This window comes from uncultured Nostoc sp., assembly GCF_964245575.1.
Taxonomy (GTDB): Bacteria; Cyanobacteriota; Cyanobacteriia; order Cyanobacteriales; family Nostocaceae; genus Nostoc.
In genome coordinates this window covers 1-14,607 of sequence record NZ_CAXTNP010000203.1, presented here as the reverse complement: position 1 = coordinate 14,607, position 14,607 = coordinate 1, and the positions used below count along the sequence as shown (strand labels likewise).

The 14,607-nt window shown below is 39.2% G+C and carries 13 protein-coding genes; 1 reads left to right on the top strand and 12 read right to left on the bottom strand.

Translation table 11 applies throughout. The features are described from left to right. Both ACFFAP_RS26480 and ACFFAP_RS26475 read right to left on the bottom strand, forming a co-directional pair. Nucleotides 1-1,145: tetratricopeptide repeat protein (locus ACFFAP_RS26480; protein WP_375514019.1), on the bottom strand; the 1,145-nt coding region annotated here is incomplete at its 3' end. A gap of 235 nt (nucleotides 1,146-1,380) precedes the next feature. Beyond that, nucleotides 1,381-2,322, bottom strand: a complete 942-nt coding sequence (locus ACFFAP_RS26475; RefSeq protein WP_375514018.1) for a cytosolic protein — start codon at nucleotides 2,320-2,322, stop codon at nucleotides 1,381-1,383. Between the two features lie 375 nt (nucleotides 2,323-2,697). Here ACFFAP_RS26475 and ACFFAP_RS26470 point away from each other — a divergent pair, with 375 nt between their 5' ends. Beyond that, the gene (locus ACFFAP_RS26470; RefSeq protein ID WP_375514017.1) at nucleotides 2,698-3,087 is read left to right on the top strand and encodes a hypothetical protein; all 390 of its coding nucleotides are present in this window, start codon (nucleotides 2,698-2,700) and stop codon (nucleotides 3,085-3,087) included. 303 nt (nucleotides 3,088-3,390) lie between these two features. Here the strand turns inward: ACFFAP_RS26470 and ACFFAP_RS26465 are convergent, their stop codons facing one another. The 10 genes from ACFFAP_RS26465 to ACFFAP_RS26420 all read right to left on the bottom strand — a co-directional run bounded on the left by ACFFAP_RS26465 (nucleotide 3,391) and on the right by ACFFAP_RS26420 (nucleotide 14,379). Beyond that, nucleotides 3,391-3,834, bottom strand: coding sequence for a hypothetical protein (locus tag ACFFAP_RS26465; RefSeq protein WP_375514016.1), 444 nt, complete (start codon nucleotides 3,832-3,834; stop codon nucleotides 3,391-3,393). Between the two features lie 57 nt (nucleotides 3,835-3,891). Beyond that, a complete protein-coding gene (locus tag ACFFAP_RS26460; RefSeq protein WP_375514015.1) occupies nucleotides 3,892-4,209 on the bottom strand; it encodes a hypothetical protein in 318 nt (105 codons plus the stop codon). Between the two features lie 143 nt (nucleotides 4,210-4,352). After that, on the bottom strand, nucleotides 4,353-4,739 hold the full coding sequence (locus ACFFAP_RS26455; RefSeq protein WP_375514014.1) for a transposase: 387 nt from the start codon (nucleotides 4,737-4,739) through the stop codon (nucleotides 4,353-4,355). Between the two features lie 139 nt (nucleotides 4,740-4,878). After that, the gene (locus tag ACFFAP_RS26450) at nucleotides 4,879-5,394 is read right to left on the bottom strand and encodes a DUF4058 family protein (protein WP_375514020.1); all 516 of its coding nucleotides are present in this window, start codon (nucleotides 5,392-5,394) and stop codon (nucleotides 4,879-4,881) included. A gap of 89 nt (nucleotides 5,395-5,483) precedes the next feature. Further along, nucleotides 5,484-6,011, bottom strand: a complete 528-nt coding sequence (locus ACFFAP_RS26445; protein WP_375514013.1) for an SH3 domain-containing protein — start codon at nucleotides 6,009-6,011, stop codon at nucleotides 5,484-5,486. Between the two features lie 109 nt (nucleotides 6,012-6,120). Next, nucleotides 6,121-7,629, bottom strand: coding sequence for a UbiD family decarboxylase (locus ACFFAP_RS26440; protein WP_375514012.1), 1,509 nt, complete (start codon nucleotides 7,627-7,629; stop codon nucleotides 6,121-6,123). A 903-nt stretch (nucleotides 7,630-8,532) separates the two neighbouring features. Continuing rightward, a complete protein-coding gene (locus ACFFAP_RS26435; protein ID WP_375514011.1) occupies nucleotides 8,533-9,255 on the bottom strand; it encodes a carbonic anhydrase in 723 nt (240 codons plus the stop codon). A 364-nt stretch (nucleotides 9,256-9,619) separates the two neighbouring features. Then, on the bottom strand, nucleotides 9,620-13,342 hold the full coding sequence (locus ACFFAP_RS26430) for a diguanylate cyclase domain-containing protein (RefSeq protein ID WP_375514010.1): 3,723 nt from the start codon (nucleotides 13,340-13,342) through the stop codon (nucleotides 9,620-9,622). Between the two features lie 411 nt (nucleotides 13,343-13,753). After that, nucleotides 13,754-14,176 carry a winged helix-turn-helix domain-containing protein gene (locus ACFFAP_RS26425; protein WP_375514009.1) on the bottom strand — a complete coding sequence of 141 codons (423 nt, stop codon included), beginning with the start codon at nucleotides 14,174-14,176 and terminating at the stop codon, nucleotides 13,754-13,756. Further along, nucleotides 14,152-14,379, bottom strand: coding sequence for a response regulator (locus tag ACFFAP_RS26420; RefSeq protein WP_375514008.1), 228 nt, complete (start codon nucleotides 14,377-14,379; stop codon nucleotides 14,152-14,154). Before ACFFAP_RS26420 ends, ACFFAP_RS26425 begins: the two co-directional genes overlap by 25 nt. Nucleotides 14,380-14,607 lie beyond the last annotated feature (228 nt).

Genomic DNA, 14,607 nt, shown 5'->3' with positions numbered 1-14,607 from the left:
TTAATTTTAATAGCCTGAGTATAATCCTCAATTGCTCCTTGGTTATCTCCTACATGAGAACGAGCTTCAGCCCGGTTTTTATAAGCTACGGCAACATTAGGATTAATTCTAATAGCTTGGGTATAATCATTAATTGCTTCTTCTAATCTTCCTAGTTGAGACAGAGCTAAACCTCGTTTATTGTAAGATTTAGCATCATGAAGATTTATCTCGATTGCCTGAGAATAATCTGCGATCGCACCTTTATAATCTCCTATTTGATAATGAGCTAAACCTCGTTTATAATACAAATCAACATCATTAGATTGAACTTGTAAGGCTTGATTATAGTTAGTGATCGCATTTGAATATTCTCCTTTCTCAAAACATTCATCACCTAATCTTACATAAAGTATATTTAACTCCTCATCACGATATTGTATATTATCTAATTGAGGTTTAAAAGAAGATTTGAGCAACTGATTATTAGTTGGTTGAGATAGAATTCCCTGCTTCGGAAGATATTTATAAATTGGTGGTTGTTGCCTAGAAGAATTATTTATAGAAGATTGTAACTGTTCTAAATAACACCATAAACCACCGCCATACAGTAATTGTTCAATCCCAAATGAAATTTTACCAGTCTTCAATTTAATCATCCGGGTTGGGAGAAAGCCAGCCAAAAAAAGGTGATACTCTGATTGTGCTTCACTCACATCTTCTTGAATCAAAATGCAAACTACAACTGCATTTTTTTCAACCTCTTCAGAACTAATTGACCATCTAACTCTATCAATACTACCGTGACGAGATTTAACCTCAATACCAATAGATGGGTCATAAGTCAAGGTAAAATCTATATTGCCATCGCCGCCGAACCGCTTTTCATAATCGACTTCGGTAATAAAATCAGCTAAACGTTCTTTAACAACTTCCTCACCCAACTTACCTTTAAGATAGCTAAGAAAAACGTCACGAACTGGCGAAACACGCTTATATTTCTCAGCCATCAGCCAGCAAAATTCCCGTAGTGCCTTTAATCTCTCTCCAGAGATTATAGTTAATTCACTATATTGACCTTCTGTTTCACAATGAAGCAGACAACCAGATGTTAACCTTTTAATAAAATCAGACTGTAGCGATCGCAGTAGTGTAATCCAGTCCATTTATATTTCTGCGAATCTTTTGATGAGATTATTCTATTAAAATATCCATTCGGCGTAAACCTTTTAATTAGCTTGGGTAATATTCCCAAAAATTGTTTCCTATTTTGCAATAATTCTTAATTTAACTTAATATCTCACAATTGGCAGAGGACGAAATTGCATTAAAGGGAGCGTATTAATACATAGCACCCTGTCTCAGATATCGCTGCTTTTTACAGTCGAGTAGAAGGGTGAATTATTGATAAATTTGCCGGAGTTCTTCTAGAGTGTTCACTGTTTTAATACTGGTGAGAATAACCCTTAATATCTCTACGTTCTGTATCTGGACAATTTCTGACAATATAGTTAGTCCTTCACTACCAAATTTTAGTTCCAAACCCATTTCAATACCTTCAAGAAGTCCTTCTCTTTTTCCTTCTCTTTTTCCTTGTTCAATACCCCTTCTTTCTACGCTGGTAATATACGGCATTTTCTTTTCCTCCTCATATTGAGTTACTTCTTGCCAAAAACTTTGCTCTAATTCTTCAGGTAATCTCATCACCCAATCGATAAACCGAAAGAGGTTGATGATATCTTCGCGCTGATAACCTTTTTCGTAGAGTCGTTTCGTTAAATCAAGCTTCCACCGTTTGCGCTCTTGGTCATTTTGGCGTGTTTCCTTTGCCTTTAAATGAGCCATAACTACTGTAGCAAATGGGTTAGAACTTGCTTCTAGTTCCATCCATTGTTGGGTATACTCAATTAATTTAACAATGGGAAACTTGAACTTGACTTCGCAACCCCATAGTTCATCGCTAAACTGATTTGGCTTCCATGTGGGGCGATCGTCACCTAAGACGGCTAGACTAGCTATAGAGCGATTGTAACGGTCAAACAATCGGTAGTGGTAGACGTACATCCTCTGGGCAAAGTTAGTTTCTTCATTACTTTGGACTTCCAGATGGACTAACACCCACCTTTCTTCGCCATTGCGTCGCCAGACTTGAACGAGTTTATCAACGAATCTCTGCCCTAGTTCTGCATCTCGAACGACTTGCTGTAACTCTTTGTCCAAAAAAGTATAGCCTTGCTCCCAGTCTATTCCCTCCGCAGCTACAGGAAAGAAAAATTCAATGCACTCTTGAAAGTAGGTTTCTATAGCTTCTTTCCACGGACTGTCATATTCATCGTTAGACATTGGCAGGATTTACATCAGTTTTGAAGGTGCGGCCATGTCTGATTATGCCAGACTTTTGAGGAGTTGAGGGAGTGTGATCGCTTTAAACATCTGTTTATATTCCCAAAGCCTTCTTTTGTGCAACTCAGACTTCAGCAGATTCTGTTTCTGCTAGTGTTCGGACTCGGCTTGCTGTTGGGCTAGTGCTTCTTCATTGTGATTTGATCTTTGAACAATACAGATAAATAAACTCGTGCTGTCTGTCCTATTTAGCGGTAGTGCATTTATCACAAATTAGAGAAATAATAATATTTAAAAATCTGTTCAATGATCTGTTCAATGAAATGTATGACAATTCTGCATTAATATAAACTGTTTTTTATTCCGAGGTATTTTATGTTTTCACCCTTATCTATAGAACAATTTGCTAGCGATTTAGAAAGATTTAATGTTTATTTAGATAATCAACCAATCCAAGATGAAGATGTAAAACATCTCAAGGAGTATATTAATAAAGCAAGTAACCTATTAGACACAAGTAAAACGAAGTTAACACAACTGTTTAATATCAATTTACCAGATCATCCAGATGTATATTTAATGGAATTAGTGTTCTATAAAAGTAAAATACTATATATTCAGACACAATTGCAAAAATTGAAAGAAACAGATGCTTCACAATTAAATACGATAGTTGATGATATTTATAAAAGATTAGAGCATCAGATAAAGGTTCGTTCAGAAATAGATCGACCAAAAGCAGAGGTTCGTCCTACAGACTTTTAATTTTTTATAAAATAAGGCATTGCATATTGGCGCGATGATTTTAATGCTTTTGTGGAATAGGTATCTTACTCGTCGCTTGTCTTTTCGTACAAGCAGGATGCCTACCCGACAGGAATCATTTCTTGATTCAGCAACGCCAAAATAAAAACTGTTGCTAACTTTAGCTATGTATAGAAACCTAATATAGCAATCTAGTACCGCAAGGCGGAATTTAAAATTCAAAATTCAAAAAGAGTACAGCCTAAGCATTTCATTGATTTGGAATAGGTGGTTTATTTACGCCGTGTTGTACTAGCTTCTTTTTCAACTCACAGATGACTTCTTTTTTAATTCTTTAATGAGTTCATCCAGCATTATCTTTACAATTGGAGCTTTGGTATTGTACTTTTTTAGTTCTTGTTCTTCTTCAAGATATTTTTGAATAGCTGTTAAAGCAACTTCGTATGGTCTATATTTCTCTGGTATATCAGCTAATGCTGAAGCATGTCTAGGCTCTACTTCGCAACCCCTACGTAGCAAAACACTATCGTATAACCAATTTATACATTGACGGATGTCTTCATCAAACTTTGGTTTGTATTTTTTAGAAATATCGCACTTTGCCCGTGATACAGCATCTAGAGCCGCTTTTAACAAAGCCGACTTATTTTCTTTAATATTTAACCATTTAGCAATCTCTCTTGCTGCATCACGTTGAGCTTTAAACTCTTGTTCTGCAAACTCCAACGAATGAATAATTTCTAGCAATTTACCACGGTCTTCAGAAGGACTTAAAGACTTAATCGCTATTCCTAGTTTTTTTATCTATTCTTGATATTCTTCCATAAAATTTTGCATTTCTGTAACTAAATCGGTTTTAAACTTTTCATTTAATTCAATTTTTAACCCCATTTCCTTTATTTTTACATCAGACTCAATTTCTTCTAACATTCTCGAATTAACCAACGCTAGAAATCCTAGTGTAATGGCAGGTACGCCAATAAAAGATATAAGTTGCTTATCTCGGTCTGAAAGACTATTTGGAAGTTTATTGAATGCTAACCCCAACAAAAATGTAAATGCACCGAAGATAAAAACAAGAACTAATGATGCTTTTATTTTGGAAAAATTGCTCCAACTCATACGAAAACTCCTAAACTTCTAAATTCACTTATAAAAACTATTTGTTAACACCAAGCAATTTATAGCAAAAACAAGATATAAAATACCAGAGGCGGGTAATTTCCCGTCTCTACTTTTATGATGTACAAAACCATCTAACAAAATTAATGCGGTCGGTCACTCGCATTGAGCGCGATAAGTTTTTGCAGCAGATCCCATTCCTCATTTATCGCCCTATAGATACGCGCAATCATGTAACAGGCAGTATTCTTATTAACCCCGATTTCTTTGGCAAGCTGACGCACACTAATACCCCCTGGTGAATTAAGCACAAGGTGAATCGCTACAAACCATTTTTGTAATTCTACATGAGTCTTATGAAAAAGTGTACCCACTGTAACACTGTATGAAGTAAAGCATTCGTTACAGTGATATCTACGCTCATTCTTGTATGCAGTAGCGTTGGTTGATTCGCAATATGGGCACTTTGGCTTTCCACCCCAGCGAATTTGCTCAATTAAGGCAAGGCATTCTTCGTGATTTCGTGACATGGTTATTCTCAGAACTCTGAGAATAACCATGTCAAAAATTACTCTTTAATTTTCTAGCAATATGTATCAATCGTTAAGAAAAAACTAAGGTAATATTGTGATCGCATAAGTATATGCTTAGAATTCACAGTATTTTGAGTTACCGAAAACCTTTGTGTTGCAACAGCGCATCCGCCCAAGCTGCATCTGCTTCTGACAACCCTGGTACTGGTTGTTGACTATAATCTACTACCAAATCATAGCCGTAGATATCATATACCTCATTTAACAATGTCTGCAAATCTATAACTGGTTCCGTATCTCCAGAACGCAAAGGTATGGGAAAAGATGGAATTATATCTGGTAAATTAAAAGCATATAAGTCAGCATAAGGACGGCGATCGCCACGACAAACTAAAATTCGATAGTGACTCTGAATATCATTGCCCATCATTGGCATTGCTTCACCTTTACGCAATAAATCAATTTCAACTAAATTACTACGACTGGCTAATACTTGTTCGCGTTTCTCTTGATATGTCTGCCGTCCTTTACCCGGACGTTTATTAGTAGGTGATAAAATTTCAATAGTAGTAACTAATGTCTCTGTTCCTACTTCTCGCACTTCTAAATATCCTTCACTGATGGAAACAGGCATAGGAATCTTGACTTTTATAGGTTTGACAAATATCCCAAAACCAAAATTTTAAAAGTAATTCTCATAGCCCCCTCTTCGCTTGCAGGGAGGGGGTTGGGGGTGGGATTCTAAGAACAACTAGTAAGGGCTGCACCACATTCATCTTCCCTTGTCAACCAACCCTTAACACTTTGATATTCCACCTGCGCCCAATCTCCCTGACAGCCTAACAATTTGACAGCCGTATTAGCAGGAATTCTCCCTACTTTCTGGCTTTCTTGACTGCTACTAGCATATAAATCCACCCCATTAGTACCGTAGCCCTGCGTTGTTAAACCTAACTTTGGCACGAATACCCATCCAGTTCCTTGAAAACCATCACTAGCATTAGTAATCTCTACCCAATCCCCAGCAGCAGCAACAACCTGAACTGTTTCATTGATGGGTATTTGCCCCAGAATTTTGCTTTTGGTACTTGCATTACTCCGCACATTTAAACCTTGCGGATCTGTATCAGTGACGTAGGCAAGAATATCGCACTTTTGAGGATTAGTTGATTTCGCTAAACTTATTTGATTAGCTATACCAGTATTGAGCATCACACTAATACAACTGAATGCCAATCCTATCACTAACTTTGATGCTGGATTTTTCACTTTTTTGCCATAATTTCTTCAATTTTATGGCATCAACCATAGGGGCGTACAGCTGTACGCCCCTACATACATACATATCTATCTTTATCAGGTATTTCGTGAAATAGTATTACCTCATATCGTAGCCAAACAAATTCGGGTCTACTTCTCCTAACTGCAACTCTGCCAAACCATACTCTGCCCATCGCCTCTCTACCATCGCCGCCACATCTGGGTCAGATTCCAAAGGCGAACCCCATTCATGGTCTGTTTCCGGCGGAATCTTTGTAGTCGCATCAATTCCCATGCGTCCACCTAAGCCAATCTTTTCACTGGCAAAATCCAACGTATCAAAAGGTGTATTCGGCAGAATAAACACATCCCGCACTGGGTCAACTTTGGAACTAATCGCCCACACAACTTGACGCGGATCGCGAATATTTATGTCTTTATCCACAACAATTACAAATTTGGTATAAGTAAATTGTGGTAAAGCACTCCAAAACGCTAAAGCTGCCCGTCGCGCTTGTCCTGGATATGCCTTATCAATGGAAATAATCGCCGCTTTGTAACTCAAAGCTTCCATTGGTAGGAAAAAATCAACAATTTCTGATACTTGCTGCCGCAGAATGGGCGTATAAATGCGATTGAGTGCGATCGCCATCATCGCTTCTTCTTTAGGTGGACGACCGCTAAATGTTGTTAAGTAAATCGGATTTTTCCGGTGCGTCATACACTCAAAGCGGATTAACGGCGAATCTTCCACGCCGCCGTAATAACCCATGTGATCGCCAAAGGGCCCATCTGGTAAAACTTCCCCTGGTGTAATCGTCCCTTCCAAAACAAATTCGGAATCTGCGGGAACTTCCAAATCTACAGTTTTACACTTTGCTAACTGCACACCTGAACCGCCGTACAGTCCAGCAAACAGCCATTCTGATAAATCTACAGGGATGGGTGTGGCAGCTGCCATGATAATTAGAGGATCTACACCAAGTGCGATCGCAACTTCTAATTTCTTCCCACGTTCCGCCGCTTTTCGCAAATGCCTCGCCCCACCCCGCACCGATAACCAGTGAACTGTCATCGTATTTTTAGATTGTAGTTGCAAGCGATACACACCTACATTTGGTGTACCCGTCTCACAATCTTTGGTAATTACTAGTCCCAGCGTGATAATCTTGCCAGCATCACCAATATAAGGACGTATCAAAGGCAACTTGTTGAAATCTAAATCATTACCTTGAACTACAACTTGCTGACAAGCAGGGAAAAAGTCACGTCCTGGTTTCGCTTTCACCACGTCAAACAACACTTTCCCAAAATCTATCGCTTGGGAAATTTTCTTCGGCGGTTTTGGCTGTTGCAGCATACTTAGTTTTTTCCCCAGAGTTTCCAACTCCTCTGGATGCTGCATATTCATCGCCCAGCAAATCCTTTCCACAGTTCCCATCAAATTCACCGCCACCGGGAAGGAAGCGCCTTTGACGTTTTCAAACAACAACCCTGGGCCACCTTTTTGTAGCATCCGGTTGGAAATCTCAGCAATTTCTAAATCTGGGTCAACTAAAGCTGAAATTCGCCGTAATTGTCCCTTGTCTTCCAAAATTTTAATGAATCCCCGCAAGTCTCTTGCCATTGTTCTAATAAAGCTGATTATTTAAGAAGTGTGAAGCGCTTTCTTATATTATGGGGCATGAGGCATTGGGCACTGGGGATTGGGAAATATTTTTCCGTGTCCCCGTATCCCCATCTCCCCATTTGGGGAATTGTTGGTTTTAATTAGAAATTAACCTATCTAGTAACTTTTCTTAACTGTGTTTTCCAAAGGATTTAGTTATTGTATCTAGGGATATGCAATTATTTTTTATAAATAAGCGCTAACCTGATCAAACATGGCCAGAATATACTATACCTTCCTGGCGGGCGGCTTTGTTATATGGCCTCTGCCGGGTTTATTTGTTACAAGTTGCGACTGTGCCTTGCTTTTGGGTTTTTCTGAATTTTTGTGAGTTTGCGTTAGCGTAGACCAACCCAGGCATTGCCGTCCCTACCAATGTATATGTAACAGGTATTTTGTTAAATGTAGGACTTACGCATTGACAATAAATACCAAATATGGAAAAGTTTAAAAACTACATGTTTCGTAAGGGCATAGCATGGTCTATTTGTGATCGCAGGATAATTAAGAAAAGCCTGAAACAACCTATTTTCGTTCTGCACATCACGATGCATTTGTACAGTGCATAACGAAAATAGTTTAATAGCGAGTCCACGTACCCCTGCTTTTAAAGCTTGCTAGCAAGAGCGTCTCGTAGAGAGCGTCTTCATTCTGACGCCAAGCCGCAGAGTGTCTCCGGCTTTGCTCCTGAATTCTTCTTCAAAACTAATTATTTTTTGCAACATCATTAGACATAGGAGTGAAAAACAATTGTTTTGAGGTAGCATTGCTACCTGTCTACAAGGGTTCTAGATAACGCATATTTAATTTCACCAGATGTCTATTAAACTAAGAATCCTACACCTAAAAGGTGTGAGATTTTCAAGTAATAATGTTGACTTTACCAGTGTCAATATCGTAACAAGCGCCAACAATTTTTAGTTTACCTTCACGGAGCAATTTAGCTAAAATTGTTGAGCTTTCCTGCAATTTTTCAGCCTGATACTGGATATTGGCTATAACTGCATTCTGCATATTATCACCCGTTCTTAACTTTACCCTTTCTACAGATGGTTTGATACCCTCAATAATCAAACCAATTCTGCCAGGAAGTAGTTCGTTTTTGATTGCTTCTGCTACTGCACCGCATCTTTTATGACCCAAAATCACAATCAACTGCGAACCTAATACTGTTGTAGAATATTCCAGACTACCTATAACCGTGTCACTGACGACATTACCAGCAACTCGCACGACAAATAAATCTCCAAGTCCTTGATCGAAAACGATTTCCGCAGGGACTCTGGAATCTGCACAACCTAATATGGCAGCAAAGGGATACTGAGCTTTAGCAACTAATTGCAGATGTTCTAATGATTGATCAGGATATTGACGTTTTTGATGGATAAATCTTTGATTACCATCCAACAAGCGTTTGAAGGCTTCATTCGGACTGATTGGATTAGGGTTAACTGCGTGAATATCAGCAACAGCAGTTTGCTCTGGATTCCAAAAACCATCACCAAAAACAGTAGCTGCAATACCTACTACACTGGCGAATTTTAAGAAATCACGTCGCCCTACAAATCCATTAATTCGACTCATCAATCTACCTGACAACAAAGCTGTTCTCAGAAATATATCAGACTTAAGCAAGATGCAAGAGTACCTTGTTACACGGTTTAAGACTTATTTAATCTTCACGTAATTTAGAGTTGTTGAATCAAGTTTGTGCAAGTGGTAAAAGCATCTGAATATGTGAGATTAGATAGTTGCTAAAGCAACTTTATCGCTCATTTTGTAGATTCTAATAATCAATTAACCAAAAAGTTTTTTAGAAGTTTTAGTATGGGTAAATTTTAGATAATATCAAGTCCGGTTAATCACTTATGATTACCGCATCTGTGCAAAAATCGTAAAAAACATTTGATTAACGTAGGCTTCTTGAACCGCAGGCATCGCTCACTCCTTAAGACAGTCTATTTATACAAGAACGATTACGCCCGTTTGCTTTGGCTTGATAAAGGGCTTGATCTGCTGCCTGAATCAAATCCAAAGGAACCATATCAGATGTAGGAATCATTGTGGCAATTCCAATACTCAAGGTGACGTGATGTTTCACAGCCGATGCAATATGAGGAATATTTAGCTGTTGGATAGCTTTATGAATTTCTTGGGCAACGTGAAAAGCCCCATCACTAGCAGTATTAGGCAAGATGACAACAAACTCTTCTCCGCCATAACGAGCAGCTAAATCCCTAGAACGTTTGACACTTTGTTTAAAAGCTTGGGCAATAAAGCGCAAACAATCATCCCCGGTGGCATGACCATAAGTATCATTATATTGTTTGAAATAATCAATGTCGCATAAAAGTAGTGAGATAAAACCTTGTTCTCGTAAAAGATATTGCCAGACAGAATCAAGCCGATTATCAAAGCATCGGCGATTGGCGATTTGAGTTAATTCATCTACCATCACCATATTTTCAAGTTGCTGGTTGGCACGCTGCAATTGTTGATAAAGTTCTGATTGTTGAATAGCGATCGCTACCTGTGTTGCCAATTGCTGAAGCAGTTCGCTTTCCCAAGGTTGCCACTGACGCGGGGCGCTGCAATGATGAGCAACCAAAAGACCCCAAAGGCGATCGCCTTGTAAAATTGGTACAACTAGCTTGGCTTTGACTTGCAACTGTTCCAATAACTCAAGATGACAAGGAGCAAATCCGGCAGTGTAGATATCTGGAGTGACTTTGAGCGTACTTTCTTGATAAAACTGTCCCTGTGTTTTGACAAAATAGTTGTCTGTAATTTCCATATTCAAAATCGATTGCCAACCTTCTGCTAGAGACTCCGTGATCACGACACCACTCCAATCTCGCTGAAAGCGATAGATGATTACCCGATCAGTTTGTAGAAAATGTCGAACTTCAGCAACAGTTGTGTTCAAGATTTCATCCAAATCCAAAGACTCGCGGATGTGTTGAGCGATCGCATAGACCATACGTTCCCGTTCTGTTTGTTGTTGCAGGGCAATTTGTGCCTGTTTGCGGTCTGTGATATCTGTAAATGATGCGACTACTGCATGGGGTTTTGATTCATCGGATTCAAACAGTGGTTGAGAATTGATTGAAATCCAAGTCAAGCTGCCATCAGGTTTGTGAACTCCCATAATCACATTAAATTGGGGTTGTCCGGTGCGTAAGGTGACGATGGCAGGGTGAGTTTCGCCTGGAAAAGAAGTACCATCTTCATGAATAGCTCGCCATCGCGGATCGATGGAAGTTCGCCCAATCATTTGATCGGCTGTTAACCCTAAAATTCTTGCGGCACTATCATTACAGGCGGTAATTCGCCCATCGGATTGCTGTACGACAATACCTTCTGCCATCGCTGTAATTACAGAACGATAGCGTTGTTCACTTTCTCGCAGCGCTTCTTCCATACGCTTGCGTTCAGTAATATCAGTATGGGTTCCTAGCATCCGTAGGGGAAGACCATCCTTTGCGCGACTCGAAACTTGACCCCGATCTAGAATCCACTTGTAGGTTCCATCTTTGCACTCGATCCGATATTCACTGACATATTGCTGGGTTTCACCGTACAAATGCTTGCTAATCTCCTCGTAAACCCTCGCTTTATCATCGTAGTGAACCCGTTGTTCCCATTCACTGAGAGTATTTCCAATTTCATGCTCTGCAAACCCTAACATTTCTTTCCATCGCCGAGAAAAAAAGACTTCGTTAGTTTCAGCATTCAAGTCCCAAACTCCGTCACCATTTCCTTCCAAGGCATACTGCCATCTTTCTTCACTGGTTTTGAGTGCGGCTTTGATTTGTTTACGTGGGGTGATATCTTCAAAAATGTATAACCGCCCAAAGTCTCGATCCTGAGTATCCCGAATTTGGCTGGAAAAGCGGCGAATCGTTCGCCCATCGACAAATAAAATTTCATCCTCAATCGTGCAAGGATTTTCTTCAGACTGGAACGGTTTACAGGATTCGGCAAATCCCGGTACATCGGCAATTAAAGGTATACAGTCAGGAATGATGTCATTATTTTTTAAAGCACCCTGTTGCATTTGGGTTTCTAGATGTTCGATGCCCCATATTTCACAGAAGTGGTGATTGAAATAGAGGATTTCATCGGTGCGATTGTCAACAACAAAGAATCCTAGCAAAGAAGTGTCAGTCATGGAACGCAGCAAAGCTTCCCGCCAGCGCAATTCTGATTCTACACGCTGGCGTTCTTGTAGTGCAGCTTGTTGCTTGGTAATATTCTTTTCGTTGACAAGGATGATGGAGTTACCTGTTACTGGATCGCGGGTAGATCGTATATCCATCCCATGCCATTGAATCCCTTCAGTGGTGAACACCTGAGCCTCTATACTGAACACCTCACCGAAATTAATCGCTTTCATAGCTTGTTGACCAACACTCTTGTCAACAAAGTGATTCAGGAAAATGTTCTCAGCTGATGAGTTAGGGTGCAGGGTATCCCGATAACAGCGAAGGGCTGCCGGGTTTTGCATCAAAGGTACACCATCCATCGTGTAAAGCGAGACGATCGCTGTGGTGTGACGTAGGGCTTCAATTGATCTGAGTGTTTCTTGATCGATCTGATTGATAACTTCTATTGATCCTTCAACCAGCATCGCCATTCGCCCTTGTTCAATTTCAATTCCAGAAAAGAGACAGCGAAGAGAAACAGGTTTTCCTTTGGGGTAAAATGTCCAATTTTCAGCGATGGTTTTCCCTTGCTGAAATTCTTGCATATAGCTTTGCAGTCGAATGTGAGTAGACTGGGAAATATCACTGAAGTTGCGATTGAGCAATTCTTCTCGACTTTGAGCATTCCAAATATGCAGTGCGGATTGATTCGCCCACCACATCTGCAAATTTTGAATATCATAAATCCAAACTGGAGTTTGTAATCGGTCAAATGCAATTAAGTCTGCAACTGATATATTCTTTGGCAATACCGTTCTTGTTATAATGGATTCTCTAAAATTCTTATACAGAATTCTTTTTATTGACCTCAACTTCAACTTTGGCTGAACTGTTAAGTTTTTCGGGTTTTGATTGAGTTGCGGCGTTAATTTTTGGCAGGATGTAGCCTTTCGTTGATGGCGTTCTGCTTCCCCAAGAGCGATTCTTAGCTCTGCAGCTATTAATTGAAGATACTCAATTTCTAAAGAACTCCATTGACGTGAGCCACTACACTGGTGAGCAATTACTAAGCCCCACAAATGAGGATATGTACTAGAAACTCCATCAATTTCTTGATTATTTACTAAAATTGGTACTACTAAATTAGCTCGAATCTGTAAGTCCGTTAATAACTTTTTGTAACATGGGTCAAGGGTTGTAGTATGAATGTCTTCAATGACATCAACGCTTCCATCTCGATATCGCTCTACCCATGTCGCATTGAAGCTAAGATCGTAAATTAATTGCCCTAGAATCGGTTTCCATCCATGACTTACAGACTCTTCTGCTATGACTCCATCTCCATCGGGCAAAAAGCGATAGATAATGGCGCGATCGCTTTCTAAGGTTTTTCTAACTTCGCTGACAATAATCTTGAGAATTTCACTCACTTCAAGTGACTGATGAATTTGATCGGCCAGTATCCTAATTTGATCGAGGATTTGCTTTAAATCAATTTCAGAACCCGATACATGATTGAACAGCATAGTAATATCCTATGTATATACACGTAATCAAACGTAGTCTTTTACTCTAAATTTAATTTTATTCCAAATTACCTAAAACGTTAAGTTAAATTCAAGCTTAAGCTTGATAGTTGGTAATGACTTCAAAATCAACCCAATTGCTCAAAGGCTAAACCTTAATATTCGTACTGCAATTTATAGCAATTTTCATTTGAACGATATATACGCTAGAGACGCACAGCTAGCTATACGTCCCTACGAGTTTTTTGAAGTCCAAGTAATTGCAAACCCTGCGATATATTCGATGTTTTACCCATTCTTGTTTAATCTTTTAGTCAAGTAAAATCCCAACCCAGCAATTGAGCAACCTGAGCAGGGAGAATAACTGGATTAAAGGGTTTGAGAATTACACCTGCAACTTGATACTGTTGCTCAGTGCGAATCCAACCATCGTGCTTTCGCACTGAGCAACACTACAGGAATAGCTTGAGTTTCTGGATGATTTCTTAGTTTATTCAGAAACTCAAATGTTTTCAGTTTCTTTCGCAAGTCTTTAATATGAGTCGTAACTGCATTTTCAGTCGGTGCATCATCAAATCCCCAAAGCCGATCTAGAATCTCTGGGTTTTGCAAAAACAACTCCAGCAGTTTGTATTCTGTTGCTGTGAGGGAAATTTCCTGTTCATTACAAGTTACTCTGTCGGCACTTGGATCTAAACAGAGATTTCCCCAGATTAACGTGGATGATGAGATTATTGCATTGCGTCGTAATAAAGAGCGAATTCTTGCTAGTAATGCTTCTGGGTCGAATGGTTTAATGACGTAATCATCTACTCCAGCATCCAACCCTGCCACAATATCTGCATTATAATTTTTCCTGTTAGCAACAGAATAGGTTTACGGTAGCCTTGCGATCGCAGTTGCCGACACAAGCTAATCTCATCCAGTTTCGGAATTAGCCAGTCCAGCAAAATCAATTCATATTCAGCCGATATCGCTAGTTCTAATCCAGCTTGTCCATTGCTTGCTATGTCGATAGTATAACGATTTGCACTCAACCAACTCGAAGAGTGCTTTACTCAGTAATACGTCATCCTCTACCAACAAAATTTTCACAAGTTGTATTTAAAGAAGATGCTTATGACACCTTCGCGACTAACAATTATACCATCTGCGTGGTTAAACTACTGGGTAACTTTTCATATATTGTTACAAAACTTACAAATATTTAATTTGATTTTTTTAGGATAATATTTTTTTTACAAATATTAATAAAAAAGTAATAT

Excerpts from the sequence above, each read along its gene's own strand:
- ACFFAP_RS26475 (WP_375514018.1), bottom strand. The coding sequence starts at position 2,322 with ATGTCTAACGATGAATATGACAGTCCGTGGAAAGAAGCTATAGAAACC.
- ACFFAP_RS26470 (WP_375514017.1), top strand. The coding sequence starts at position 2,698 with ATGTTTTCACCCTTATCTATAGAACAATTTGCTAGCGATTTAGAAAGA.
- ACFFAP_RS26460 (WP_375514015.1), bottom strand. The coding sequence starts at position 4,209 with ATGAGTTGGAGCAATTTTTCCAAAATAAAAGCATCATTAGTTCTTGTT.
- ACFFAP_RS26455 (WP_375514014.1), bottom strand. The coding sequence starts at position 4,739 with ATGTCACGAAATCACGAAGAATGCCTTGCCTTAATTGAGCAAATTCGC.
- ACFFAP_RS26440 (WP_375514012.1), bottom strand. The coding sequence starts at position 7,629 with ATGGCAAGAGACTTGCGGGGATTCATTAAAATTTTGGAAGACAAGGGA.
- ACFFAP_RS26435 (WP_375514011.1), bottom strand. The coding sequence starts at position 9,255 with ATGAGTCGAATTAATGGATTTGTAGGGCGACGTGATTTCTTAAAATTC.
- ACFFAP_RS26430 (WP_375514010.1), bottom strand. The coding sequence starts at position 13,342 with ATGCTGTTCAATCATGTATCGGGTTCTGAAATTGATTTAAAGCAAATC.